Origin of the sequence: Kitasatospora sp. NPDC053057, from assembly GCF_044546945.1 — a bacterium.
GTDB lineage: Bacteria > Actinomycetota > Actinomycetes > Streptomycetales > Streptomycetaceae > Kitasatospora.
In genome coordinates, this window is sequence record NZ_JBITZP010000017.1 from 34,723 (window position 1) to 59,222 (window position 24,500).

The 24,500-nt window shown below is 72.9% G+C and carries 16 protein-coding genes and 1 pseudogene; 8 read left to right on the forward strand and 9 right to left on the reverse strand.

The window, feature by feature from the left end; all coding sequences use genetic code 11:
• Window positions 1–121: 121 nt before the first annotated feature.
• A complete protein-coding gene (locus ACIG5E_RS19265) occupies window positions 122–2,836 on the reverse strand; it encodes a glycosyl hydrolase (RefSeq protein ID WP_396534737.1) in 2,715 nt (904 codons plus the stop codon).
• A gap of 158 nt (window positions 2,837–2,994) precedes the next feature.
• Between ACIG5E_RS19265 and ACIG5E_RS19270 the strand changes: the two are divergent.
• The 3 genes and pseudogenes from ACIG5E_RS19270 to ACIG5E_RS19280 all read left to right on the forward strand — a co-directional run.
• Window positions 2,995–3,208, forward strand: a pseudogene (locus tag ACIG5E_RS19270) (GNAT family N-acetyltransferase); the annotation flags it as partial.
• A gap of 115 nt (window positions 3,209–3,323) precedes the next feature.
• Window positions 3,324–4,019 (forward strand): phosphatase PAP2 family protein, encoded by a 696-nt coding sequence (locus tag ACIG5E_RS19275; protein WP_396534739.1) that lies wholly within the window; start codon window positions 3,324–3,326, stop codon window positions 4,017–4,019.
• 105 nt (window positions 4,020–4,124) lie between these two features.
• Window positions 4,125–4,286 carry a hypothetical protein gene (locus tag ACIG5E_RS19280; protein WP_396534971.1) on the forward strand — a complete coding sequence of 54 codons (162 nt, stop codon included), beginning with the start codon at window positions 4,125–4,127 and terminating at the stop codon, window positions 4,284–4,286.
• 179 nt (window positions 4,287–4,465) lie between these two features.
• Here the strand turns inward: ACIG5E_RS19280 and ACIG5E_RS19285 are convergent, their stop codons facing one another.
• Window positions 4,466–5,641: an RNA-guided endonuclease InsQ/TnpB family protein gene (locus ACIG5E_RS19285; protein ID WP_396534959.1), complete on the reverse strand. Its 1,176-nt coding sequence runs from the start codon at window positions 5,639–5,641 to the stop codon at window positions 4,466–4,468.
• 322 nt (window positions 5,642–5,963) lie between these two features.
• Between ACIG5E_RS19285 and ACIG5E_RS19290 the strand changes: the two genes are divergently transcribed.
• Window positions 5,964–7,133, forward strand: a complete 1,170-nt coding sequence (locus ACIG5E_RS19290) for a macrolide family glycosyltransferase (RefSeq protein WP_396534741.1) — start codon at window positions 5,964–5,966, stop codon at window positions 7,131–7,133.
• 168 nt (window positions 7,134–7,301) lie between these two features.
• Here ACIG5E_RS19290 and ACIG5E_RS19295 read toward each other — a convergent pair whose 3' ends face one another.
• Both ACIG5E_RS19295 and ACIG5E_RS19300 read right to left on the reverse strand, forming a co-directional pair.
• A complete protein-coding gene (locus ACIG5E_RS19295; protein ID WP_396534743.1) occupies window positions 7,302–8,195 on the reverse strand; it encodes a DUF4232 domain-containing protein in 894 nt (297 codons plus the stop codon).
• 401 nt (window positions 8,196–8,596) lie between these two features.
• Window positions 8,597–11,335, reverse strand: coding sequence for a SpoIIE family protein phosphatase (locus ACIG5E_RS19300; RefSeq protein ID WP_396534745.1), 2,739 nt, complete (start codon window positions 11,333–11,335; stop codon window positions 8,597–8,599).
• A gap of 540 nt (window positions 11,336–11,875) precedes the next feature.
• On the opposite strand from ACIG5E_RS19300, the gene ACIG5E_RS19305 reads away from it, so the two are divergent.
• Window positions 11,876–12,577, forward strand: coding sequence for a hypothetical protein (locus tag ACIG5E_RS19305; RefSeq protein ID WP_396534747.1), 702 nt, complete (start codon window positions 11,876–11,878; stop codon window positions 12,575–12,577).
• Window positions 12,574–14,073 (forward strand): NADH-ubiquinone oxidoreductase-F iron-sulfur binding region domain-containing protein, encoded by a 1,500-nt coding sequence (locus ACIG5E_RS19310; RefSeq protein WP_396534749.1) that lies wholly within the window; start codon window positions 12,574–12,576, stop codon window positions 14,071–14,073. Before ACIG5E_RS19305 ends, ACIG5E_RS19310 begins: the two co-directional genes overlap by 4 nt.
• Before the next feature lie 87 nt (window positions 14,074–14,160).
• On the opposite strand, the gene ACIG5E_RS19315 is transcribed toward ACIG5E_RS19310, so the two are convergent.
• Complete coding sequence (locus ACIG5E_RS19315; protein ID WP_396534751.1) at window positions 14,161–14,418, reverse strand: DUF6296 family protein; 258 nt, start codon at window positions 14,416–14,418, stop codon at window positions 14,161–14,163.
• A gap of 101 nt (window positions 14,419–14,519) precedes the next feature.
• Window positions 14,520–15,677, reverse strand: coding sequence for a hypothetical protein (locus ACIG5E_RS19320; RefSeq protein ID WP_396534753.1), 1,158 nt, complete (start codon window positions 15,675–15,677; stop codon window positions 14,520–14,522).
• 207 nt (window positions 15,678–15,884) lie between these two features.
• Between ACIG5E_RS19320 and ACIG5E_RS19325 the strand changes: the two genes are divergently transcribed.
• Window positions 15,885–17,417, forward strand: a complete 1,533-nt coding sequence (locus ACIG5E_RS19325) for an acyl-CoA synthetase (protein ID WP_396534755.1) — start codon at window positions 15,885–15,887, stop codon at window positions 17,415–17,417.
• On the opposite strand, the gene ACIG5E_RS19330 is transcribed toward ACIG5E_RS19325, so the two are convergent.
• Entirely contained in the window at window positions 17,414–18,574 is a 1,161-nt protein-coding gene (locus ACIG5E_RS19330; RefSeq protein WP_396534757.1) for a helix-turn-helix domain-containing protein, read from the reverse strand. The genes ACIG5E_RS19325 and ACIG5E_RS19330 overlap by 4 nt on opposite strands.
• A 166-nt stretch (window positions 18,575–18,740) precedes the next feature.
• Here ACIG5E_RS19330 and ACIG5E_RS19335 point away from each other — a divergent pair, with 166 nt between their 5' ends.
• Window positions 18,741–20,408 (forward strand): FAD-binding dehydrogenase, encoded by a 1,668-nt coding sequence (locus tag ACIG5E_RS19335; RefSeq protein WP_396534759.1) that lies wholly within the window; start codon window positions 18,741–18,743, stop codon window positions 20,406–20,408.
• Window positions 20,409–20,455: 47 nt separating this feature from the next.
• Here ACIG5E_RS19335 and ACIG5E_RS19340 read toward each other — a convergent pair whose 3' ends face one another.
• Window positions 20,456–21,247, reverse strand: coding sequence for a hypothetical protein (locus tag ACIG5E_RS19340; protein WP_396534761.1), 792 nt, complete (start codon window positions 21,245–21,247; stop codon window positions 20,456–20,458).
• Between the two features lie 163 nt (window positions 21,248–21,410).
• Window positions 21,411–24,197: an SdrD B-like domain-containing protein gene (locus ACIG5E_RS19345; protein ID WP_396534763.1), complete on the reverse strand. Its 2,787-nt coding sequence runs from the start codon at window positions 24,195–24,197 to the stop codon at window positions 21,411–21,413.
• Window positions 24,198–24,500 lie beyond the last annotated feature (303 nt).

Genomic DNA, 24,500 nt, shown 5'->3' on the forward strand with positions numbered 1-24,500 from the left:
TGTCTCCGGTCTCGTGCGGTTCCGGGGTTGGACGTTCAGGGTGCCGTGCTGGTTCCGGAACGCCGGTGCCCGGCCCGCTCGAGGTGAGCGGGCCGGGCACCGGTAGGGCGTTGGCGGCGGGTCAGTTCTGGCTGTCGTCGCCCTGGTTGTCGTCGTTGTCGTACAGGTCGCACGGGTCGATCGACCAGATGCCGCGGCCGAAGGTGGCGGCGTAGAGGCGGCCGTCCGGGCCGGTCTTCAGCTGCTGCACCGCGGTGGTGGGCAGGTTGCGGCCGAGGACGGAGAAGTCGCTCTCGCCCGGCGCGCGGTAGAAGGCGGCGAGGTCGGTGCCGAGGGCGAGGCCGCCGTTGGGCAGGATCTTCACCGAGGTGGCCGGGACGTCGGGCAGGTTGGCCGAGACGTCGGTCCAGGTGGCGCCGCCGTCGTGGGTCTCGAAGAGGTGGCCGTTGCCCGCGCCGGGGCCTTCGGTCCAGGTCCGCGAGAAGCCGTTGATCGCGACGAAGACGTGCTTGGCGTCCTTCTCGTCCACCCCGAAGGAGGAGATGTAGCGGTTGGGCAGGGTGCCGTCGACCGGCAGGTTCAGCTGGTGCCAGCCGGTCCCGTCGGTGTTGCCGACCGCGATGCCGCGGCTGAAGCCCTGGTTGTTGCACGGGCCGCACCAGCCCGCGTAGACGGTGCCGTTGACGGTGGCCACGGCGGTGGCGACGTGTCCGGCGCCCAGGTCGTAGGCCGAGGTCCACTCGCTGCCGCTGCGGATCGCGTAGCCCTTGTGCTGGACCCAGACGTGCTGGCCGCCGGCGACCCAGGTGTTGGTGTCCTTGGGGTCGGTGGTGAGCGGCGCGATGAAGCGGGCGGAGCTGGTGGCCTTGTCGGGCGGGGCGACCTCGTAGGAGGTGGCCTTGCTCGGGTCGGTGTTGCCGGAGCCGTCGTTGACGGCGCAGTTCTGGGTGACCCACATGTCGAGGTAGACGTACTCCTCGGCGATGTTGCAGCCGTTGTTGGGGTCGACCAGGGTGTCGGCGCCGTCGCCGCCGAAGTTGGAGCCCATCACCTTGTCGTGGGCGCGCAGGATCGACTCGCCGTTGTCCTGCATGCCGCCGCTGACGATGACGCCCCGGCCGGACTTGTCCGCCGGGTCCTTGCCGACGCCGACCGAGTAGTACTGCAGGGTGTCGATGGTGCCGTCCGCCAGGGACTTCCAGTCGGTGGCGTGGCCGGAGGCGTCGGCGGAGCCGTTGACCGGGCGGCGGTAGATGCCGCCGTCGTTGCCGACGTACACGCTGGGCTTGCCGTGGTACGAACCGATGGCGACGGCGTGCTGGTCGGAGTGCACGGTCGGCGAGCAGTTGCCGGTGACCTTCGTGGGGTCGATGCTCCAGCACGGGAACGGGAAGTTCCAGTACGGGCCGGGGACGGACCAGCTGGCGCCGCCGTCCTTGGTCTCCAGCACCTCCTCCAGGCCCGCGTACAGGTGGTCCGGGTTGGCCGGGTCGACCTGGAGGAACTGGTTGTACCAGGCCTGGATGCCCGGCTGGTAGCCGGCGCCCTGGAGGGCCGAACCGGAGTTCTTGATCTTGTCCTTGTCCGCGATCAGCGTCCACGGACCGGACGGCGAACCGGACTTGGACACATAGATGCCCTTGAGGCCGGTGTCCGGGTTGTGCGCCATGACATCGGGCGACTGGTCGATCGCGTAGTAGCGCGAGCCGTCCGCCGAGCGCGCGAAGGTCACGTTGCCGACGTTCGCGGCGTCCGTCGGCAGGTCACCGAGCGAGGACACCCGCTGCCAACTGCCGTCGGCGGCCTTGCTGTAAAAGCCGTTGTAGGTGTCGCCGCCGCGCCAGCCGACCGCCAGGATCACCTTCGACGGGTCCTTGGGGTCGATCGCGATGTCGTTGGCGATGTTCTTGTACGGCGCGCTCTCGTCCTTGGCCTTCGAACCGCCGGGCAGGTACTCGGGGTTGGGCGCGAACTCCAGCGTCCACGGGCCCGAGAGGTCGGAGGTCGAGTGGCTCCACACGCCCCGGCTGGTGGCCGCCCACACCTTGCCGCCGCCGAAGCGCAGCGCGTGGATGATGGTCGACTCCAGCTCGGCGCCGCCGACCCGGTTGCCGGGCTGGAACTTGCCGTACTTGGGGTCGGACAGCACGTACACGCCGGTGCCGACGTACGAGGTGGCGCCGGTGTTGGACTCGCCGGTGGCGTACCAGAGTCGCCCGCCCTCGTCCAGGTTCAGCGTGCCCGTCGACAACGTCGGCAGCTTGTCCGCGATCGGCTCCCACTGGCCGCCACCCGCACGGGAGCGGAACACGCCGCCGTTGGCACCGCCCGCGTACACGTAACCGTCGTTGTCGGCCGCGATGCCGGTGATCCGACCGGTGGTGAACCCGGCACCGCCACTGGAGTTGGAGTTGGCGTCCCGGTACCGCGGGTCGTCCTCGTTGTACGGCTTCTTCGTGACGTGCTTCCACGAACCGTCGGTGTGCGGCATCGACTGCAACTGCGACCAGGCCGCACCGTACGCGCCCGGCGCGACCACGCCCGGCGCGGTGCGCGCCTCGGTGTACTGGGCGACGCCCTCGGCGGAGTTCTCCGCCTCGTCGGCGCCGCCGTCGCCCCCGCCCGCGGCGTCGGCCTTGGCAGCGAAGGTGTGCTTGCCGCTGCTCGCGCCGGTGACCTTGGCGGCGTGCTGCCGGCCGATCTCGGCCAGGTGCTGCGCCTGGCGCGGGCGCGAGTCGGACGTGTCGGGCGCGGCGATGGCCTGAGCGGTGGTCAGGCCGAGCGCGGTGAGCGTGACGGCGCCGGTCAGCAGCCTTCGACGGTACCTGTTGGACACGGTGGCGGGTCCTCCCCATTGCGGCGGGTCGTGCGGTCGCGCGGCCCGGCGGAATCCGACGGAAGCCTTGCGGGTCGGACGGTGCAACGGGAAGGGATTGCGCGTAACGAATGGTTAAAACCAAATGAGTTAAGACAGTTCATAAAAACGGAACACCCATCGTCGACCTCTGCGTGCACTGGCCCACCGGGGCAAGGGCCTCGGCAAGCGCATCATGGCCGCTCACCGAGGAACTGGACCGCCGGGCGCCCGCGACCGCCTACGTCTCGATGTTCGCGGACGGACCCGCGCGCATCCTACGAGCGGTTCGGCTTCCTGGACACCGCCCACTACGATTCGATCGGCATGTTCCGCCCGATGGGCGGGATCTGACCGCCCGACCGCGACGCGTGGTGTGGCTGAGTACCGAGCCGAACGCCGCGAGCCCCAGCATGGGGAACGGGGACCGAACCGCACCCCCGCTCCCCGACGAAGGACGCAGCCCGCGATGAGCCACCCGCCGAGCCCGCCGAGCCCGCCGAAGGTCCGCCCGCCCGGCCGTCCGCGCCGGTGGCCGGTGGTGGCCGGAGTCTCGCTGCTGCTGTTCGCGGCCCTGGCCGCGCTGTTGGCCGAGCAGAGCTGGGCGCCGTACGGCTTCGAGCGGGACGCCAACGACTGGTCCGCCGCGCACCGGCCGTCCACCGTCCGGACGGTAGCCGTGGTGATCACCTCGCTCGGCTCCGGCGCCGTGCCCTACCTGCTGGCCCTGGCCGCCGGCGCCGTCGCCCTCCGGGCCCTGCCCACACCGCGGCCTCCGCGCCGGGCGGCCGTACTGTTCCTCGCCCCGGTGCTGTGGCTGGGCCTGGGCCAACTCCTGCGCCTGGGCCTGATGCACGTCTTCGCCCGTCCTCGGCCGCCGCGGCCGAACTGGGCGGCCGACGCGTCCGGTTTCTCCTTTCCTTCCGGGCACTCCTTCACCTCCGCGGTCTGCGCCGGCCTGCTCGCCCTGGCCGTCGCCCGGGCCCGCCCGACGGCCACCCGGGCCGCTACCGCGGTCGCTGTCGCGTTCGCGGCCGCGGTCGGCCTCAGCCGGATCTACCTCGGGGTGCACTGGCCGCTGGACGTCCTCGGCGGCTGGCTGCTCGCCGCCGGTTGGCTGGCCCTGGGCACGGCGGCCCTGCGCCGCGCCGACCGTTTGACCTGACTCGCCCTCCGGCGGCGACCCGTCGAACACCCCGGGCGCGCCGTCCGGAACAATCGACGGCGACCGGACTGTCACACGACCCCAGGCCCACGGCGTTACCAAGACATGGATCAAGAAGCGGCCGAACCACCCTGGCCGGAGTTCCCGGACTTCGTCGCCTCCCGCGCCCGGCACCTGCTGCGCACCGCCTTCCTGCTCACCGGCGGGGACACCCACCTCGCCGAGGACCTCGTGCAGGAGGCGCTCGGCCGGATCTACGTCAATTGACTCCCAATCTCCCCGTGCTGAAGCACGGGGATTCCTACCACGCTTCGCGCGGTATCGCTGCGCGAGGGGCGTGATGGTTGGTTCCTGGTTCCTCCCCCGTAGTTGGGGGGTTGCTCGCTTGCCTCCCGATGACCGACCGGGTGGTCTTCCAGCGATCCGCAGGCGTTTACCTCACTCGGTCACCCGGTGAGGGCCGGGACGTCCCCCGGTATGTGCTGCCGCGTCAGGGCCGCCCGGCTGCGGCGGCCCTCGAAGAGGATGTTCCGGGCCGCGTTCACGTCCCTGTCATGGACATTACCGCAGCCGCCGCACGTCCAGGAGCGGACGTTCAACGGCTTCGGTCCATCCTTGACACCGCAGGCCGAGCACAACTGTGAGGACGGGAACCCCCGCTCCACCTTGACCAGTTGGCGTCCGGCCTTGACCGCCTTGTACTCCAGCATGCCGAGGAACTGCGACCATCCGGCGTCGTGCACGGACTTCGCCAGGCGCGTGCGGGCGAGAGCTCGCACGCTCAGCGTCTCGACATACACGGCTTGGTTCTCACCGATCAGCCGAGTGCTGAGCTTGTGCAGCCAGTCCTTACGCGCGTTCGCCACCCTCGCATGGGCACGGGCCACCTTGACCCGGGCCTTGTCCCGATTCTTCGACCCCTTCACCTTCCGGGACAGGACCCGCTGCGCCTTCTTGAGCTTCTTCTCCGCCCGCCGCAGGAACCGAGGGCTGTCGATCTTCACACCCTGGTCGGTGATCGCGAAGTGGGTGAGCCCGAGGTCGATGCCACAGTCCGTATCGACCTCGGGGAGGAGATCGGAGGCGGGATCGGTCTCGACCACGAACGACGCCCAGTACCGCCCGGCCGGGTCCTTGACCACCGTCACCGACGACGGATCGGACGGTAGCCGCCGCGACCAGGTGACCCTCACATCGCCGACCTTCGGCAGGCGCAGTCGGCCTACATCGGTGATCGACCAGCGATCGGAGCGGGTGTACCGAGCAGCCTGCCGGTTGTCCCGCCGGGTCTTGAAGCGGGGCGGCTCGACCTTCGGGCCGGGGCGCTTGCCACTGGCACTGTCGAAGAAGTTCCGCCATGCCTGGTCCTGGTCCCGCAGCGACTGCTGGAGGACGCCGACCGGCGCTGCGGACAGCCACGCACGCTTCTCGGTCTTCTTCGCCGCCGTGATCAGCGACTTCGACAGGTCGGCGGACTTCGGGAACGGCAGCCCCGCCGCGTGCGCGTCCTGACGCACGCGCAGCGCGTCGTTCCACACCACCCGCGCGCACCCGAACGCGCAGGCCAGCGCCTGGCGCTGACCTACCGTCGGGTAAAGGCGGAAGGCATACCGGAGCTGCATGACAACCACTGTACTACGGTTGGTTTATGGCTGAATATCAGGAAACCCACCAGTTAGGCAGTGCGCTTTCGCCATGCGTGCCCACTTGGTTTGCGTGACGAAGTATCGGCACCGAGTGTTCACCCACCTCAAGCGCGGCCTGGCGTTCCTGACACGCTTTCCGCCAAAGCGGCGGCCCGGCACGGGAGTTGACGGCCCCGACCGCCGGGCCGCCGGGCACTCGTCCGTACCGCCACCCTGCGTACCACCCCCGTAGATAAGTTGACGTAACGTCAGCCTGGAACGCAGAACTCGTGACGACGTACGAGGAGAGGTACCGACAATGCCCCGCCCAGCACATATCGCCATGGTGAACATCCCGGCACACGGCCACGTGAACCCCAGCCTGGAGGTGATCCGGGAGCTGGTCGCCCGTGGCCACCGGGTCAGTTACGTGAACGACCCGTCATTCGCCGAGCAGATCGAGGCCACCGGCGCCCGGTTCGTGCCCCATGACACGGGCCTGACGGTCCTCAAGGGAGCCGTCACACCCGGGATCAATGTGCACAGCATGATCTTCGATGAGGCGCAGGCCATGTTGCCGCTGATGCGGGAGGCCTTCGAGGACGATCGGCCCGACCTCGTCCTGTACGACTTCATGGCGTACGCGGGACGGGTCCTGGCCGATGGCTGGGGCGTGCCGTCCATGCTGATCTCGCCGTCCAGGGTCGCCTCCGCGGACCCCGAGGCGGAGCCGTTCCGGACGGTCCTGAAGGCCCTGGAGGCGGAGGGCGTTCCGGAGCGGTTCGCGCAGTGGCTGGTCGACAACGGGGTGCCGCCCCGCGACATGTTCACGTACATGCTGAGGCCGGACCGCGGGGTCGCGCTCATTCCGCAGGCCCTCCAGTCCCGGATAGACGAGGTCGACCCCGAGGTCTTCTCCTTCGCCGGGCCCTGCCTCGGCAACCGGGAGCGCCAGGGGAGCTGGACCCGGCCGCAGGACGCGCAGAAGGTGCTGCTGGTCTCGCTCGGCTCCGCCTTCACCCACCAACCCGCCTTCTACCGCGCGTGCCTGGAGGCCTTCGGCGATCTGTCCGGCTGGCACGTCGTGCTGCAGGTCGGCAAGTCGACCGACCCGGCCGAGTTGGGCCCGATTCCGGCCAACGTCGAAGTGCACCAGTGGGTGCCGCAGTTCGCGGTGCTCCAGCAGGCCGACGCGTTCATCACCCACGCCGGGATGGGCGGCTGCAGCGAGGGCCTGTACTGCGGACTGCCGATGGTCGCGGTGCCGCAGGCCGCCGACCAGTTCGAGAACGCCGACCGGCTGGTCGAACTCGGCGTCGCCCGCCGCCTGGACACCGACCAGGCCACCGCCGCCGCACTGCGCTCCGCCGTGCTGGAGCTGACCGACGACCCGAAGGTGGCGGCCCGGCTGGCGGAGCTCAGCGCGGAGGTCCGGGCGGGTGCCAGCGTGGCCAAGGCCGCCGACCTGGTCGAGGCCGCGCTGGCCTGACGGCCCGACGGTGGCTGACGGCCTGACGGCCCGCTGCCCCGGTCACGCGTCCGCCACCGCCCAGGGCCCTGGGCGGTGGCGGACGTCGATCTCGCGGAGGCGGTCGCCCCTGCCCGGCACGAGAAACGGACCTCGCCGCGGAGCTGGTGGACTTCCCCGCCGAGGTGATCACCGGCCCGCTGCCGACGGCCCCGCATCGTCCCCGATCCAGGCACCGACACCGAGGCGCCCGGTGGTACCCAGGTCGATTTCCGGCACCACCATCACCGGAGCCGCGCCCGGCGTGGCACGCACCCGGACATAGGGGGCGTTCACCGGAGTGCCGCCCTCGGTGGTGTTGCGCCACACCAGCGTGGAGCGGGCGCCCTCCCCCGGCTTCAGCACGAGTTCCTGCGGCGGGTCGTCCGCGCCGGTACCGCTCGCGATCCGAGCGCCGCCATGCACGACCTGCACCCCGTCAACCGGCTTGCGCTCCAGGTCGAGCACCTGCAGCTCCGGATAGCCGTTCAGGGTCACCGCGGCCGTCCCACAGTTGCGCAGGTGCAGCCCGACCACCCGCAGCCCCATCGCCGCATCCCCCTCGTCCACACTCACCCGCACCCCGGACGCCGGACACGGACCATCCGGCCGCGACGCCTCGGCGCTCGGCACGCTGCGCACCGTGAGGACCTTCACCCCGGTGGCGGTCCCGCCCAGTTCGACCCGCCCCTTCTCGACGGCCCCCGGCGCAAGCCCCTCGACGGTCTTCGTCACACTGTCCACCGCGCCCCCGCCCGCGCCCATCCGGCTGAACACCACCCTGACATCGGCCGCCTCGCCCGTCCCATTGGTCACCTCGTACTCCGCACAGGCCGCGCTCACCGCCGTGACCCGCACCCCACCCTGCGCCCCCGCCGACGGCGAAGCCGACGCCACCCCGCACGGCCCGGCGCTACCGGAAGCCTGCCGGGCACCCGCCGTACCGCCCGCCTGACTTCCACACCCCGCGAGCAACGCGACGGCGGCCACTGCGGCCACCCCATGCCTCGTCAGCACCGGACCGGCCTTCTCGAACTCACTCATCCGACCATCCGATCACGAACCACCCCACCCCACCGTGAGTCACATCACCCCGCACGCAACAGCCCGGCAACGCTCCGACCGCGAACGACGGACGAACAACCACTGATCACTTCACGGCACGTTGCGCCGCAAGTTGGCCTTGGCTTCGACGAGTCGGGCTTTCGTCGATTCCTTGGCGTGCAGGAATCGCGGCGGGCGCAGACCATCCGGTGCTGGGCCTCTCGACCTCCTCGGCGGGCGTGCCCCCGGTTCACCGGGCGGACAGGACAGCGATCTCCCGACCGGAAGCGACCACGAGCCGGCCTTCCGATGCCGCATGGACCGCGTGGACGGGACCGGGGAAGGCGAGGGGTGAGCCGATCTCGGCGCCCGTGGCCAGGTCACGCACTGATACTGCCTCGTCACACCGGCTGCTCAGCCCAGATGATCTTGCCGTCGGGGGTGTAGCGGACGCCCCAGCGTTCGGTGAGCTGGGCGACGAGGAACAGGCCGCGGCCGCCCTCGTCCTCGGCGACCGCGTAGCGCAGGTGCGGGGCGGTACTGCTGCCGTCGGAGACCTCGCAGATCAGCGTGCGGTCGTACAGCAGCCGCACCCTGATCGGTGCGGCGGCGTAGCGGATGGCATTGGTCACCAGCTCGCTGAGCACCAGTTCGGTGACGAAGGCGGCCTCGTCAAGATCCCATTCGGCGAGCTGTCGGGTGGCCACGGCGCGGACCATGGCCACGGCCTCCGGAGTCGGGGTCACCTCCCACTCGGCGGTCCGGTCGGGCTCCAGCACCCGGGTACGGGCGACGAGGAGGGCGATGTCATCGGTCTGGCGGGCGGGCAGCAGGGCGTCGAGCACTGCCTCGCAGATCGCCTGCGGCGACCGGTCGGGGCCGCGCAGGACGCTCATGAGGACGTCCAGGCCGGCACCGATGTCGCGGGTGCGGTCCTCGACGAGGCCGTCGGTGTAGAGGACCAGGCTGCTCCCCGGTGGCAGTCGCACCTCCACGGCTTCGAAGGGCATCCCGCCCAGGCCGAGCGGCGGACCGCTGGGGAGGCCGAGGAGCTCGACCGTGCCGTCCGGATGGACGAGGGCGGGCGGGGGGTGGCCCGCCCGGGCCAGCGCACAGGTGGCGGTGCTGGGGTCGTAGATCGCGTAGAGGCAGGTGGCGCCGGTGATCGGGACCTCGTGCCCGGCGGCGGCCGTCTCCTGGTCCAGGTGGGCGACCAGTTCGTCCAGGTGCCCGAGCAGCTCGTCCGGCGGCAGGTCGAGGGTGGAGAAGTTCTGGACGGCGGTGCGCAGCCGGCCCATGGTGGCGGCCGCGTGCACGCCGTGGCCGACCACGTCGCCGACGACGAGCGCGACCCGGGCGCCCGGCAACGGGATGACGTCGAACCAGTCGCCGCCGACCCCTGCCTGGGCGGGCAGGTAGCGGTAGGCGACGTCGAGGGCGCTCTGCTCGGGCAGCGCGCGCGGCAGCAGACTGTGCTGGAGGGTGACGGCCATCGTGTGCTCGCGGGTGAAGCGGCGGGCGTTGTCGATGGACACGGCGGCCCGGGCGGCCAGCTCTTCGGCCAGGGACAGCTCGTCGTCCTCGAACGGGCCCCGGTCCCGACCGCGCCAGAAGCAGGCGACGCCCATCAGGACACCCCGTGCCGACAGCGGAACGGCGATCATCGACGCCAGGCCGAAGTCCAGGACCGCCTGCGTCCGCTCGACGTCCTGCCTGCGCCACCCTTCGTCGGTCGCCAGCTCGGGGACCAGCGCGGATCGCCCGCTGACGAATCCGGCCGCCTGCGGGGTGCTTCCCGCCCATCGGACCAGCGTGCCCTGGGGGTACAGCGGCGAATCGTCCCGGATGCCCGCGAGGGCCACCCGCAGCAGCCTCACCTCGGCATCGGCCGTCAGGGGCTGCGGCTCCTCGCCGCGCAGGACCTCTTCGGCGAGGTCGACGGTGGCGTAGTCGCAGAATTCCCGGCAGGCCGTCCCGGTGAGCTCCTCGGCGGTGCGCCGGACGTCCAGGGTGCTGCCGATGGCCATGCTCGCGTCGTACAGCAGCCTGAGCCGACCGCGGGCCACCTCGGCCTTCCCCGCCAGGGCGCGCAGCTCGGTGGAGTCGCGCAGGGTGGCGACGCTGCCGGGAGGCCCTCCCCCGCTGTCGGTCGGGCGGTTGTTGACTGCCAGCAGGCGGTCGCCCACGGGGAGCACCTCGTCGGTGACCGCGCTGTCGGACAGCAACAGCTCGGTCGCGCGGGGCGCGAGGCCGAGATCCGCGACGGCACGTCCCTCCGGCTCGGGGGGCAGGTCCAGGAGCCGGCGCGCCTCGTCGTTGGCGAGCAGGACCCGGCCGTCGCCGCCGATGATGACCACGCCCTCGCGCACCGCGTGCAGCACCGCGTCGTGGTGCTCGTACATCCTGGTCATCTCCTCCGGTCCCAGACCGCGGGTCTGCCGCAGGAGACGCCTGCCCACCAGCGCCGTCCCGGCCGTGGCCAGGCCCAGCCCGACGGCGCCGGCGCCCAGGACGACCGGCAGCTGGCGGTCGATCGCGCTGCTCACGTTGGCGACCTTCATCCCCGCGGAGACGATGCCCACGACCCCGCCGTGGTTGTCCTCCGCCGGGACCACCACCTGGTACTCCAGGCCGAGCGGACCGTGCACCTGCTCGACGGTGATCCGCCCCTGCAGCGACGGCCCGATGGTGCCGACGAACTTCTTGCCGATCTGCGCCGGCTCGGGGTGGGTGTAGCGGATGCCGTTCCGGTCCGTCACCACGATGAAGTCGACCTGGGCTCCCTTGCGGGCCGCTTCGGTCAGCGGCTGCAGCACCGCGCTGGGATCAGGGCCCTGCATCGTCGCCACCAGACCGGGGCTGTGGGCGAACGCCTCGGCCGCTGCGAGCGAACGGTCGCGCGCCGCCGCGAACCGGTCGCTGCGGGACTCGATCAGGAGCGCGACGACCGCCGCCACCACGAGCAGCAGCACGATCGACACCTGCAGGAGGAACATCTGGCCCGCGACGCTGCGGATGCTCAGCACCGACCGCAGCCCCCGCACCGGAGGCTGCCCCGGAACGGGGCGTGGCTGCGGCCGCCCACGACGACCGCCCGCTCGGCCCGGAGCCCGAGGGTCCGCGCCCGTCTCTCTCGCCATACACCCATGGTCCCGCCCTGACACGAAGGGGCCACTTCATCGCGGGACGGACCGGATCAGCAGCGGCGCGACGTCGCCGGTCGGGTGCTCTCCCCGGCCGGCCCGCTCGACGAGCGCGTCGGCCGGCCGGTCGAAGGGTGCTCCGCCGGACCGGGCATGATCGTCCGACGACGCTCCGCCGCGCCCGCCACGGCCCGGAGCGTGAGCCCCGTTACGTCACTCGCGGTAACCACTACGTTGGGCCGTAGTCGCGGACCGCTGCCCGTCCTGCGAAAACGTCCCGTCCGCGGCGCTCCTACTGCCCGGCGTCGTATCGGGGGACGTCCGTCCCCCGTTCGGCGCCGCTAAGAATGGGGCGATCCAGCCGTGCCACCGGCCCCACGGCCGGGTGCGCCCTCCGATGTGGCTTCGAGGCGATCCGGCCGAGCCGGTACCGCGGTCGGCCCACGCCCCGCCGGTCGAGCCGAACCCACGGAAGCAGGTTCCCAGATGCCCGCGTCGGTCCTTCTCGCAGGTACCACGGTCAATGGCGCGTCGGCCGTGGCCCGCCACATCGTCGCCTTCCTGGACTACTTCGCCGGGGTCTTCACCCTGCTCACGCTGACCGCGGCGGTCGTGTCCGGGCTGACCGCCACCGACCGCCTGGTCCTGACGCCGCGGCTGCGGGTGGCCGTCCAGTCGGTACACCGGGCGACGGCCGTCGCGGCGCTCGGGTTCCTGGCCGTCCACATCGCGGTCAAGGTCGCCGAGCACCACGCCGCCCCGCAGAGCACCGTCCTGCCCTTCACCGGCGGCACCGCCGTCGCGGTGGGCCTGGGAACCGTGGCCGCCGACCTGCTGGTCCTGGTCGCGGCGACGGGCGCGTTCCGCGGACGTTTCGCGGGCAGCCGGCACGCCTGGCTCTGGCGGGTGCTGCACGCGGGCGCGTACGCCTGCTGGCCGATCGCACTGGTCCACGGCCTGACCGCCGGCCGCCCGGCGCACGCCTGGGTGCTGTGGGGCTACGGTCTGTGCGCGGCCGTGGTCGCGCTCGCCCTGCTGGTACGGACCCTCTCCTGGGCGGGCCGCCACCGGACCGTCACCCGGCACCGGCGCCGCTCGAAGGCCCAGGCGGCCGGCGCACCGCTCCCGGCGACGGCGCACGCGCCGGCCCGCACCGGCACGCCACCGCGGCGGCCGCGGCACGCCACGCCGACCGCACCCGCGCGCCCGGGGCTGTTCCAGCCCGGCGGTGGCCTGTGAGCGCCCGGCCCGAGCTGCCGCAGGTGCGCCACCTGGGGCCGGCCCGGCTGACCGCCGGACTGGACCGCTTCCAGCGCCTCGACCTCGCCGCCCACGCCCGCGTCCACCCTCCGCTCCCCCGGCTCACCCCCGACGACCTGCTTGACCTGGCCGAGCGCGTCGACCTGCGCGGCCGCGGGGGCGCCGGGTTCCCCTTCGCCCGAAAAGCCCGGGCCACGGTGGCCGCAGCCGCCCGCACCGGGGCAGCTCCGGTCATCGTGGTGAACGGCTCGGAGGGCGAGCCGCCGAGCGCCAAGGACAGGGTGCTGCTCGCCCGCGCCCCGCACCTCGTGCTCGACGGTGCCGTTCTCGCGGCGGTCGCCTTCGGGGCCGAGGAGATCGTCATCGGCGTCGCCGCCGGCAGCCCCGCCGAGGTCTCCGTCCCGACCGCCCTCGACGAGCGCGAGCTACCCTGCCCGGCCCGGACCGTGTGCGTTCCCGAGCGCTTCGTCTCCGGGGAGTCCAGCGCACTGATCCGCGGGGTGAACGGGCTCTCGGTGCAACCCGCCGCAGTGCGGGCCCGCGCGGCCGAGGGCGGAGCGGGCGGCGTCCGGCGGCGCCCGACCCTGCTGTCCAACGCCGAGACCTGGGCGCAACTCGCCGTGGCCGCCCGACTCGGCCCCGGTCCGTACGCGGCCGTCGGAACCGGTGCGGAACCGGGCACGGTCCTGCTGACGGTCAACCGTCCCGGCGCGGGCCCCCTCGTGGTCGAGGCCCCCTTCGGCACGAGGCTGGGAGACGTCCTGGACGCGTGCCGGCTGCGGCCGGGCGACGGCGTGCTGGTGGGCGGCTATCACGGCGCCTGGCTGGACGCGGCGGACGCCGTCGGCGCGTCGCTCTCGCGCGCGGGTCTCGCCGAGCTCGGCGGCACCCTCGGCGCCGGTGCGATCGTCACGCTCCCTCCCGCCACGTGCCCGCTCGGCGAGGTCGCGCGGGTCGCCGCCTGGCTGGCGGGTGAGTCGGCCGGGCAGTGCGGGCCGTGCCGGCGCGGGCTGCCCGACGCCGCCGAGGCACTCGGTGCGCTGGCCGCGGGCACCGGCGGGCCCACCGCCCTGGAGGACGTCCGGCAGGCCCTCGGCGGTGCGCAGGGCGGTGGCGCCTGTTCACACCCGGACGGCACGGCCCGCTTCGTGCTGACCGCGCTCGACGTGTTCCCCGAAGACGTCGAGGCCCACCTCGCCGGCCCGGGGTGCGGTCGGCCGGTCCTCGACGTGTTGCCGCTGCCGCCTGCCGAAGGCGCACACCTGGAGGTGGACTGGTCCCGCTGTGCCGGGCACGGACTGTGCGGCGTCCTGGCTCCCGGCCTCGTCCGGCTCGGCCCGCACGGCTATCCCGCGTCGACCACCGTCCCCGTCGCCCCCTGGCAGGAGCACGGCGCCCGCCGGGCCGTGAACCAGTGCCCGGCACTGGCGCTGAGCATGCGCCGCCCCGACCGGTCCCGCGGTCGCCTCCGCTGAGCGGCCGCCGGCCGAGGAGCCGGCCTCGCGCCCTCTCGGATCCGGCCCCCGGCGTGACCGATCACTGATCGTGCGACGAGCTCGCCCTCACCGCACCGATACGGCGCGGTCGGGCAGGGGCACGGCGTGCAGGCAGGGGTGGCGCGGGGAGCCGATGGGCGCGGTCAGGACGGTGGCCACCTCTCCGGTGATCTCCACCCGGAAGTCGCCGTCCGTGTTCTCCCAGACGGGCCCGCCGCCGGGCCCCAGGATCCCGGTGGCGTGCACCACGATGACGGCCGGCGGGGCGTGCCCGCCGATCGACCCGGGCATGGTCACCGCATAGCGGCGTTCAAGGCTCTTCATGGCCGGCCTCCTCGTCGAACTCCCGCCCCGCGTCGCTGATTCTCCTCCACCCCCTCGACATATGTATACGAATGATGCGGCCTTCGGCCCGGCCGCTCGGCTCAGGCGTTCCACCGCAGTACCGCGCCCAGCCCACCGGGCGGACCGGGTACGGCCTCCGGCACCAGCAGGGCCTCGGCCCCGACCGCCGCGGCGCTGCGCAGCAGGGCGTCGGCGGCCGGGGCCTGCTGCGGTTCGGCCACGCCCATGGCGCGCAGCTCGGCCCGCTGGACGCCGATGTGCTCCGGTTCCGGGCCGGTCCACACCGGGCGCTGCGGATCGTGCCCGCTCGGCTGGATGAGCAGCGCGGCGAGCTGGTGCTGCCGGGCGGCGGTCACCACGGCGGGCACGCCCTGGGCGGCGGCCCCGGGTGCGGTCTCGGTCCCGGCGGCGTCGGTGGCGTGTTCGCCGGGGCGGCCGACGCCGGTGCGGAAGGCGTCCAGCACGGTGGTCAGGTGCCGGCCCTGGTGCTCCTCCCAGGCTTCGGCGATCCGGCGGTCGAGGCTGTCCCGGGCGATCCCGTCGGCCCGGCCGCCGCCGTCGACCTCGACGGTGTCCGGCTGCATCCGGCGGGGCAGCTGCGCGCGGACGGCCCGGCGCTCGCGGACGTCGCCGGTGAGCACCAGCAGGCGGGCGCCGCTGTCGGGCCAGATCCGGGCCAGCTGGTCGGCGATGATCGCGGCGGTGCGCTCCCAGGCGTCCTCGACGCGGTGCCGGTAGTGCCACTCGTACCGGTCGGCGGGCGGGGCGCGGTGGCCGCGGTCCTGCCACTGCCGGCCCTCGACGGTGCCGATCGGCGCGGAGCGGCCGAGTTCGCGCTGCTCCAGCGCGGCCCCGGTGCGGTCCACGGCCACCACCAGGCAGCGCGGAGCGGCGTCGTCCAGCAGGCCGAGCAGTGGTGCGGTGTGCGGCAGCGGCGCCCAGGTGACGCCGACGTCCGGCGGCGAGTGCATCAGCGGCACGTCGAGCGCGACGTCGCCGTCGGCGGCGAACAGCGCCCGCCCCGGTGGGGAGGCGGCCGCCGGTACCCCGGCCAGGTGGTCGCGGACGGCGTCGCAGGTGCCGTCGTCGGCACCGATCCCGGCGAGCCGGTGGACGGCGGCCCGGTCGATCAGCGCCCGCCGCGAGACGGCGTCCTCGGTGGCACGGGACGTGTCCAGGTACAACGAGGCCCAGGGGCCGGGCCGGTCCAGCAACGGGGTGAGGAAGGCGAGGTCCATGGCGGCCTCCCGGAGTCGGTGACTACGGAGCGCTTACCCGGCTCCGCCCGTCGGACACCCGGGCCGGGTGCCGGACCACTGGTGCGTCCGGTCCGAAGTGGGCAGGCTGCTCCTGCACCCCGGCCGTCCGAGCCTCCCCCACCCCGCCTGGGAACCGAACCGAATCCGAACCGAACGCGAACCGAACCCGAGAGCGAGACCGCGAGCATGATCGACGACCCCCGCGCCGGCACCGTCGACGGGCTGCTGCGCCGCAGCGCCCGCCGGACCCCCGACCGCACCGCGCTGACCTTCGCCGACCGCGGCTGGACCTACCGGCAGCTCGACGAGGCGGTCAGCCGCGCGGCCGGGTACCTGCTCGGGCTGGGCTTGCGCCCCGGTGACCGGGTCGCGGCGTACGGGCGCAACTCCGACGCCTACGCGATCGCCTTCCTGGCCTGCGCCCGGGCCGGCCTGGTACACGTCCCGGTCAACTACGCGCTCACCGGTGAGGAGTTGAGCTACCTGCTCGCCCACTCCGGCAGCCGGGCCGTGCTCAGCGACCCGGCGCTGAGGGCAGAGGTCGAACGCGTCCGGGCCGGGCTGGGCGTCGAGCACGTGGTGCCGCTGCGGGACGAGGACTCCGGGCTGCTCGCCGCCGCGCTCGCCGGCCCGGTGCCGGACCTCGATGCCGGGGTGCGGGACACCGATCTGGTCCAGCTGCTCTACACCTCCGGCACCACCTCCCGGCCGAAGGGCGCGAAGATGCCCCACCGCGCCCTGGTGCACGCCTACCTGTCGGGCATCCACGCCCTCGACCTGGACGCGGACGACCGCCCGCTGATCTGCATGCCGCTGTACCACTCGGCCGCCCTGCACGTGTTCCTGCTGCCCTACCTCGCCGTCGGCGCCTCCGTCCTGCTGCTGGAGTCGCCGGACATCCCCGAGCTGCTCCGGCGGATCGAGGAGGACCGGATCGGCTCGCTGTTCCTGGCGCCGACGGTGTGGGTCCCGCTGGCCAACCACCCCGACCTCGACCGGCGTGACCTGTCCTCGCTGCGCAAGGCCCAGTACGGCGCCTCGATCATGCCGGTGGCCGTGCTCGACCGGCTGCGCGACCGCTACCCGCAGGTCGGCTTCTACAACTGCTTCGGCCAGTCGGAGATCGGGCCGCTGGCCACGGTGCTGCGGCCGGAGGAGCACCGGCAGCGGCCGTCCTCCTGCGGCCGCCCGGTGCTGTTCGTGGAAGCCCGGATCGTCGACCGCGACGGGGCCGGGGTACCGCCCGGCACCCCGGGTGAAATCGTCTACCGCTCACCGCAGTTGTGCCTCGGGTACTGGGACGCGCCGGAGGAGAGCGCCGAGGCGTTCCGGGGCGGCTGGTTCCACTCCGGGGACCTGGTGGTCGCCGACGAGGCGGGCTACCTCACCGTGGTCGACCGGATCAAGGACGTCATCAACACCGGCGGGGTGCTGGTGGCCTCCCGGGAGGTCGAGGAGGCCGTCTACAGCCACGCCGCGGTGGCGGAGGTCGCGGTGATCGGCGCGCCGGACGAGAAGTGGATCGAGGCGGTCACCGCCTTCGTCGTGCTCCGCCCCGGCGCCGGCGCCCCCACGGCGGCGGAGCTCATCGCCCATGTACGGAGCCGCCTGGCGCCGTACAAGGTGCCGAAGAACGTCCACTTCGTCGCCGATCTGCCGCGCAACCAGAGCGGCAAGCTGCTCAAGCGGGAGCTCCGGGCACGGCTCGCGGCGGGTTAGGAAGCACTTGCGAGCAGGGCGGTCTGGAAGACGAAGCGGTTCCACGGGGTCCGCGGGTCGCGGCCGGTCGCGGCGGCGAGGCGCCGCATCCGGTAGCGGACGGTCTGCGGGTGGACGTGGAGGCGGGCGGCCGCGGCGGGGGCGCCGTCGGAGTAGATGACGGCGTCGAGCGTCCGCCGGGTGTCGTCGTCCTGGGCGAGGTGGCCGAGCACGGCTTCGGCCACCCGTCCGGGATCGGCGTCCGGGTGCCCGGTGACCAGGGCCACCACCTCCAGGTCGCCGCGGTCGAGCACCCGGCGCTCGGTCCACACCAGCGGCGAGGCGTGCCGCAGGCCGTGGACGGCGAGCCGGTGGTCGCGCGGCGCGGTGGCGGCGGTGACGCCGGTGAGCAGGGCTCCGGTGAGGTCGTGTCCGGCGGCCAGGCGGTCCAGCAGCGTCACGTCGACCGCCTTGACCAGGGCGACTCCGACGCCGTCCATGGCGGTGTGCAGCGAGGTGAGTTCGAGGTCGGCCGCCTCGCCCGCGGCCCGGGCGTCCAGGGCCGCGGTCACCAGCGCCGCCGCCCGCTCCGCGCCGTCGAGCCCGGTGGCCGCCGGGGACACCACCATCAGGTCGAAGGAGGACGGCAGTTCCGCGTCGAGCTCGCGCAGCCGGGCGCGGAGGGTGCCGGCGTGGCTCTGCCGGCCGAGCAGCAGGTCGGTGAGGAGCCCGCGCAGGGAGCGTTCGCGGTCCTCGCTGAGGATGCGCCCGGTGGACTCGTAGCCGTCGAAGATCGCCTCGGAGGACTGGTCGAGCACCGTCAGCCACACCCGGGCGAGCGCGCTGAGGTCGCGCACCGAGACGGCGTCGGCGAAGCGCTCCCCGATCCGGTCGAAGAAGGCCAGTGCGGCTACCCGGTAGGCGCGCAGCACGGCCGCCAGCGGACGGGCGTCGCGCGCCCTGACCGCGCCGACGCCGCGGAACATCCGGATGTCCTCGGCGCCCAACGCGCCGTCCACGGCCCAGAGTTCGAGCACCCGGCGGAGCGTCCAGACGATGATGGAGCGGACCTCCTCCAGCTGGCGGGCGTCGAGGTTCGCGTAGGCGGGGATCTCCCGGGCGATGGCGGTCATGAAGGCGTCGACCATCCCGGTCTCGTCCGCCAGGATCCGTGACACGGCGCTGTGCCGGTCAGCCGTGGACGGAACCTCGCCTTGTGCCGGTGGCACAGTCTTCTTTGTCACCACCTGACAAGCCTAGTGCCGCTCGGTCCGGCCTGCCCCGACCATGGGAGCGCGAAGCCGTCGCGACCGGGCGACGGTGATTCCCCCGAGGGAGAGCTGAATGCCGTTCCAGCCTGAGGTGATCGTGGTCGGGGCCGGCCTGGCCGGACTGGTGGCGACGCACGAGCTGGCGAAGGCAGGCCGGCGGGTGCTGGTCGTCGAGCAGGAGAACCGGCGGAACCTGGGCGGCCAGGCGTTCTGGTCGCTCGGCGGCCTCTTCTTCGTCGACAGCCCCGAGCAGCGCCGGGCCGGGATCAGGGACTCGCTGGAGCTGGCCCGGCAGGACTGGTTCGGCTCGGCGGCCTTCGACCGGCCGGACGACGAGGACCTCTGGGGGCGGCGCTGGGCCGAGGCCTACCTGACGTGGGCGGCCGGCGGCAAGCGCCGGTACCTGCGCGAGCTCGGCCACCGGGTGGTGCCGCTGGTTGGGTGGGCGGAGCGGGGCGCTGGTTCGGCCACCGGGCATGGCAACTCGGTGCCGCGCTTCCACATCACCTGGGGCACCGGGCCCGGGGTGGTGGAGGCGTTCCTCCGTCCGGTGCAGCGGGCGGAGCGCGCCGGGCTGGTGCGGTTCGCGTTCCGGCACCGGGTGGACGAGCTGCTGACCGAGGACGGCGCGGTGGTCGGCGTCCGGGGCTCGGTGCTGGCGCCGGACGACTCCGACCGGGGCGTCAAGTCCTCGCGCGAGGGGGCCGGTTCGTTCGAGGAGCGGGCGGCGGCGGTCGTGGTGACCTCCGGCGGCATCGGGCACAACCACGCGCTGATGCGGGCGAACTGGCCGGCCGACCGGGTCGGCCCGGCCCCCGAGCACCTGATCTCCGGCGTCCCCGCGCACGTCGACGGCCGGATGCTGGCCATCACCGAGCAGGCCGGCGGCCGGGTGGTCAACCGCGACCGGATGTGGGCCTACACCGAGGGCGTCCACAACTGGGACCCGGTCTGGCCGGACCACGCCATCCGGATCCTGCCCGGCCCGTCCTCCATGTGGTTCGACGCCGACGGGCGCCGGCTGACCGGGATGTCCGGTGTGCCGGGCGCCGACTCGATCGGCGCGATGAAGCAGATCCTGGCCACCGGCCACGACTACTCGTGGTTCGTCCTGACCCAGTCGATCATCGAGAAGGAGTTCGCGCTCTCCGGTTCGGAGCAGAACCCCGATCTGACCGGCCGGGACCTCAAGTTCGCGGTGAAGAGCCGGCTGGCCAAGGGCGCCCCCGGCCCGGTGGAGCGGTTCAAGCAGCACGGCGAGGACTTCGTCGTCGCCCGGACCCTGCCCGAGCTGGTCGCCGCCATGAACGGGATCGCCCGCGGCCCGAAGCTCGACGCCGCCGACATCGAGCGGCAGATCGTCGCCCGCGACCGCGAGGTGGCCAACCCGTTCAGCAAGGACGCCCAGGTGATGGCGATCCACAACGCCCGCCGGTCGCTGACCGACCGGATCGCCCGGGTCGCCAAGCCGCACCGGATCCTCGACCCGGCGCACGGGCCGCTGATCGGCGTGCGCCTCAACATCCTGTCCCGCAAGACCCTCGGCGGTCTGCAGACCGACCTGGACTCCCGGGTGATCGGCGGCGACGGCGCCCCGGTGCCCGGCCTCTACGCCGCCGGGGAGGTGGCCGGCTTCGGCGGCGGGGGCGTGCACGGGTACAACGCGCTGGAGGGCACGTTCCTGGGCGGCTGTATCTTCTCGGGGCGAGCGGCCGGTCTGGCGATCGCCCGCGGCCGCTGAGCCGCGGGCACCGGGCGTCAGCCGCCGAGTGGGGTCACCGGACGTCGTCAGCCGGTGAGCCAGGGCGCCTCGGGGAGCTTGGCGTCGGCGTTGCGGCCGGAGAAGTCCACGGTGGTCGGCGTGCCCAGGCCCGCCATCCGCATGGTGACCCGGCGCAGGTTGCCGTCGCCGTCCACCCAGTACGTCAGCGGCGAGCTCTTGCCGTCCGGCGCCGCACCCTGGGCGCGCGGGCCGGCGAAGCGGTCGTAGCCGCGGCCGTCGATCCGGTCCTGGCCGAGCCAGCGGGCGCCGGACTGGGCGAGCAGCAGCGGGTTGTCCGGGCGGTCGGCGCCGACCTGGGTGAGGAGTTGGAGGCCGGCGTCCAGCGGGTCGGCGGTGTACGAGCGCGGTGACCAGCCGGAGCGGGGGATGTGTTCGGCCTGCTGCCAGGGCGGGCTCTGGTCGCCCGCCGGTTCGGGGGCCAGGCCGAGGCCGCCGGTGTCCCAGACCACCAGGCCGTGGTCCAGCGGGCCGCTCGCGCCGGTGCTCTGGTAGCGGCCCACGCCGCGGTGGGTGCGGTAGTCCACCACGCCCTCGACCCGGATCCGTACTCCCCCTCCCTCGTCGGCGGTGAGCACCACCCCCACCGGGCTGGCCTGGTAGAGGTTCAGCCGGGACAGCGCCAGGCGTCCCGCCTCCTCGGTGGTGACCGGCCGTTCGGAGGCCTGGTCGGAGACGGTCTCGTACGCGACGACGCCGCCCGCCACGGCGGCGCACACCGCGGTCGCGATCAGCGCCGTCAACCAGGGGGTCCGCCTGCGCCGGGGCGGGCGGGCTTCGGCCTTCGTCCTGCGGGCCATGCGGTCGTGGTCTCCGATCCGTCGTTCAGGTCGAGCACGTCGTTCAGGTCGAGCACAGTCAGACACAGTCGAGCACAGCCGGGAACAGGAGTCGGGCGGGTTCGCGGTCCTCACGGTCCGCGAACCCGCCCGATCCGGGTGTCGCCCCGTCAGAGCGGGACGACTACCGGTGCTGGGCCCGGCGTCGGCGCACCAGCACGAACAGTGCCACGCCGAGGGCGATCAGCGCCGCGGCGCCGGTCGCGATCAGCGGGAGCCCGTTGCTCGCACCGGTGTGCGGCAGTTCGCCGCCGGGAGCGGGCGCCGGTGGGGCCGGTGTGCTCGGCGGGGTAGTCGTCGGCGTCGGCGTCGGGGTGGGCGTCGGGGTGGGCGTCGGCGAAGCGGTCGGCGTCGGGGTGGGGATCAGCTTGTTGACGGCCGTGACGCTGACCCCGTCCTCCAGGTTGTCGGCGGTGAGCACCAGCGGTCCGAAGACCGTGGTGTCCGGCGCCGAGTAGCCGTCGGGCGGGCTCAACTCCTGCCAGTAGTACGTGCCGGGCACGCCGCTGCCCTGGCAGATGCCGTCGTTGCCGGTCGTGCAGGGATCGCCGACGGGCGTGTCCGGCTTCGTCCCCGTGGTCTGCAGACCGTCGGTGCCGTTGGTCTCGTGCCACAGCTGGAACTTGGCACCGGCCAGCGGCTTGCCGTCCTGGTCGTGCTTGACCAGCTTCAGCGCGCCCTCCTGCTGGCGGTAGCCGAAGTCGAAGGTGTGGTCGTTCTCGCCCGGTCCGCCGGTGGTCAGCGCCCGTTCGGGGAACTTGGCGCCGGCCGGGACGATGCCCTTGGAGTCGATGAAGTGGTTGTCGCCGACGTCGTGGTCCGTGGGCACCCAGTGGTACAGCGGGCCGCCCTTGGCGTAGTCGGCGGGGTTGTCGATGCGGATGGTGTACTTGGTGTGCGGCTTGAGGCCTCCGGGAACGTCGCTGTTGTCGAAGTAGTACTCGCCGCGCGCCGTCGTCTTGGTGGTGCCGACCACCTTGCCCGACTCGTCGTAGAGGTTGACGGTGGCGCCCTTCACCGGGGTCTGGCCCGGGTTCTGGATGCCCTTGCGCTCGGGGTCGTACCAGACCCGGTTGCCGATCTGCAGCGGCGCCTGGTCGCAGAGCACCTCCAGGTCGCCCATCGCGGCGCCCTTGCCGAAGGGGGAGGCGGTCCCCGCCGGGGTCAGCCGCAGGCCGAACTTCGGGTCGTGCGCGCCGTCCGCCCGCTCCATGAACGACGTCCCGTAGCCGACGGCGGTGTGGTCCGGGTCGAAGGCGGAGCCCGCGACGGTGCTCTCGACCTTGGAGAGCGCGATGCCCGCGAACACCGTGTTGTGGTGGCCCACCTCGTCCCAGCCGGTGGAGAAGAACCGGGCGCCGCGGACGGTCTTGCCGCAGCCGAGGTTGACGTCCATCACGTACATGCCGTTCGACGGACAGGCCTTGTCGAGGTCACCGCCGGACATGACGGTGGCCGAGTTGGGCGCCGGGGCGCCCGGTCCGCGGTCGGCGAAGCGGTCCTTGAAGGCCAGCAGCATCGAGCCGTCGGTCTCGAACAGGATCTCGCCCAGCTCCGGTTCGGGGAAAGCGATGGTGGAGTTGCCGCACGGCCGGCCGTTCTGCGAGGCCGGGAAGGTACTGGTCCACGGGAACCAGCCAGCGCCGTCGCACGGGCCTCCACCGACGGTGGACTGCCGCGGGTAGTCCAGCGGCTGGTCCAGCACCGGCTTGCCGAACGCCCCGGTGCCGAGGTCGAACGGCATGACCAGCGCACGCACGTCCGTGAGCTTGCCGGTGGACTCGCCGGAGCAGACCCCGCCGAGGAAGCCGGTGCCGTCCTGCATGCCGAGGCCGTACGGCCGCCAGTCCGCAGCCGACGGGCAGCCCGGGTCCGGAATCGGGTAGGAGGCCTTGGGCGCCGACGCCGTGGGCGCGGTGGCGTCGTAGCGGTACAGCTTCCGGTCGTTGAGGTTGACGACGAACAGGTCCTTGCCGTCGTCGGTGACCTTGATGCCGCCCAGGCTCTCCTTACCGGGCGCGTCGAGGAAGGCGTCGTCCGTCCCCGGCCCGTGCGCGGTGCTGCCGGCGTTCGGGACGGTGGTGAAGACGGTCGTCTTCTTCTTCGCCGGGTCGCTCAGGTCGGTGACGTAGATCCCGCCGGAGCCGCCGGGGCCGTAGTCGGTGGTCCGCTTGGCGGTCGCCGCGGAGAACAGCCGCTTGTCCGCCTTGTTCCAGGCGAGGCCGTAGATCGTGCCGGTCTCGGCGTCGGTCGCGATGTTCGTCGCGGCGTTGCCGGGGCCCTCCTGGCCGCGCATGTCGTACGGGAAGGTGACCAGCGTGCGCTGGGTCCCGCCCTGGTAGGTGGGCGTCTGACAGGCGGTCGCCAGCGGCGCGTTCTTCTGGCAGTAGTCCGCCGGGTTCCACAGCCCGGTGGTGTACGAGACGTTCTTGCCTCCGCTGAGGTCGACGAACTCCTCGTTGGAGCTGAGCTGGTTGGGCGCGCCGTCCAGCCCCTGGCGGGAGGCGAAGGCCGGGAACAGCACGCCCGGCTTCGGGTTCACCACCTGCACCCGGTACTTGCCGCCGGTCGCCTTGCTCGTCGCGGGCGACAGCGTCACCGTGCCGTCCGCCGCCGTGGTCCCGTCGACCGAGACACCGGCGTCATCGGTGAGCGTCACCTTGACGCCCGCCATGTTCGGCTCCAGCGCGGGCGTCCACGTGCCGGAGTCGTCCACGGCCCGGATCACCCGGACCGTGACCGTCCCGTCGCCGGTCTGCGAGACCGCCGTCGGGACGGCCGCCAGCGAGCTGCTGCCGACGGCGATGGCGAGCGCCGCGACGCGGCCGACGGCGCGACGGCCGGGCAGGCCCAGCCGTGACCGGGACGGCCCGCGCGCGGCGCCGTTCATCAGTTCATTCGTCGTTTTCATCCCTGCTCTCATCGTCCGAATGGCCTCATGGCCCGACTATCCGAGGAAGTCCACAGAGTGGCCTGAAACCGCCATGATTAACGTGAGCTTAAAGGGAATTCACCTAACCGGGTGGCAGAACGTGGAACTTTGATGACCAGTCAGACGTCTGCATGACGCCACCCCTCCACGGCGACTCACGGCGCGGCCATTCCCACCAGCGCGGATCCGGCCCGAGGCGCCCCCTCGGCACCGAACAAGCGCCATGTCGACAAGAACACCTGACCGCGGAGGGTGGCCGCCCAGTCGAACACCACTACGACG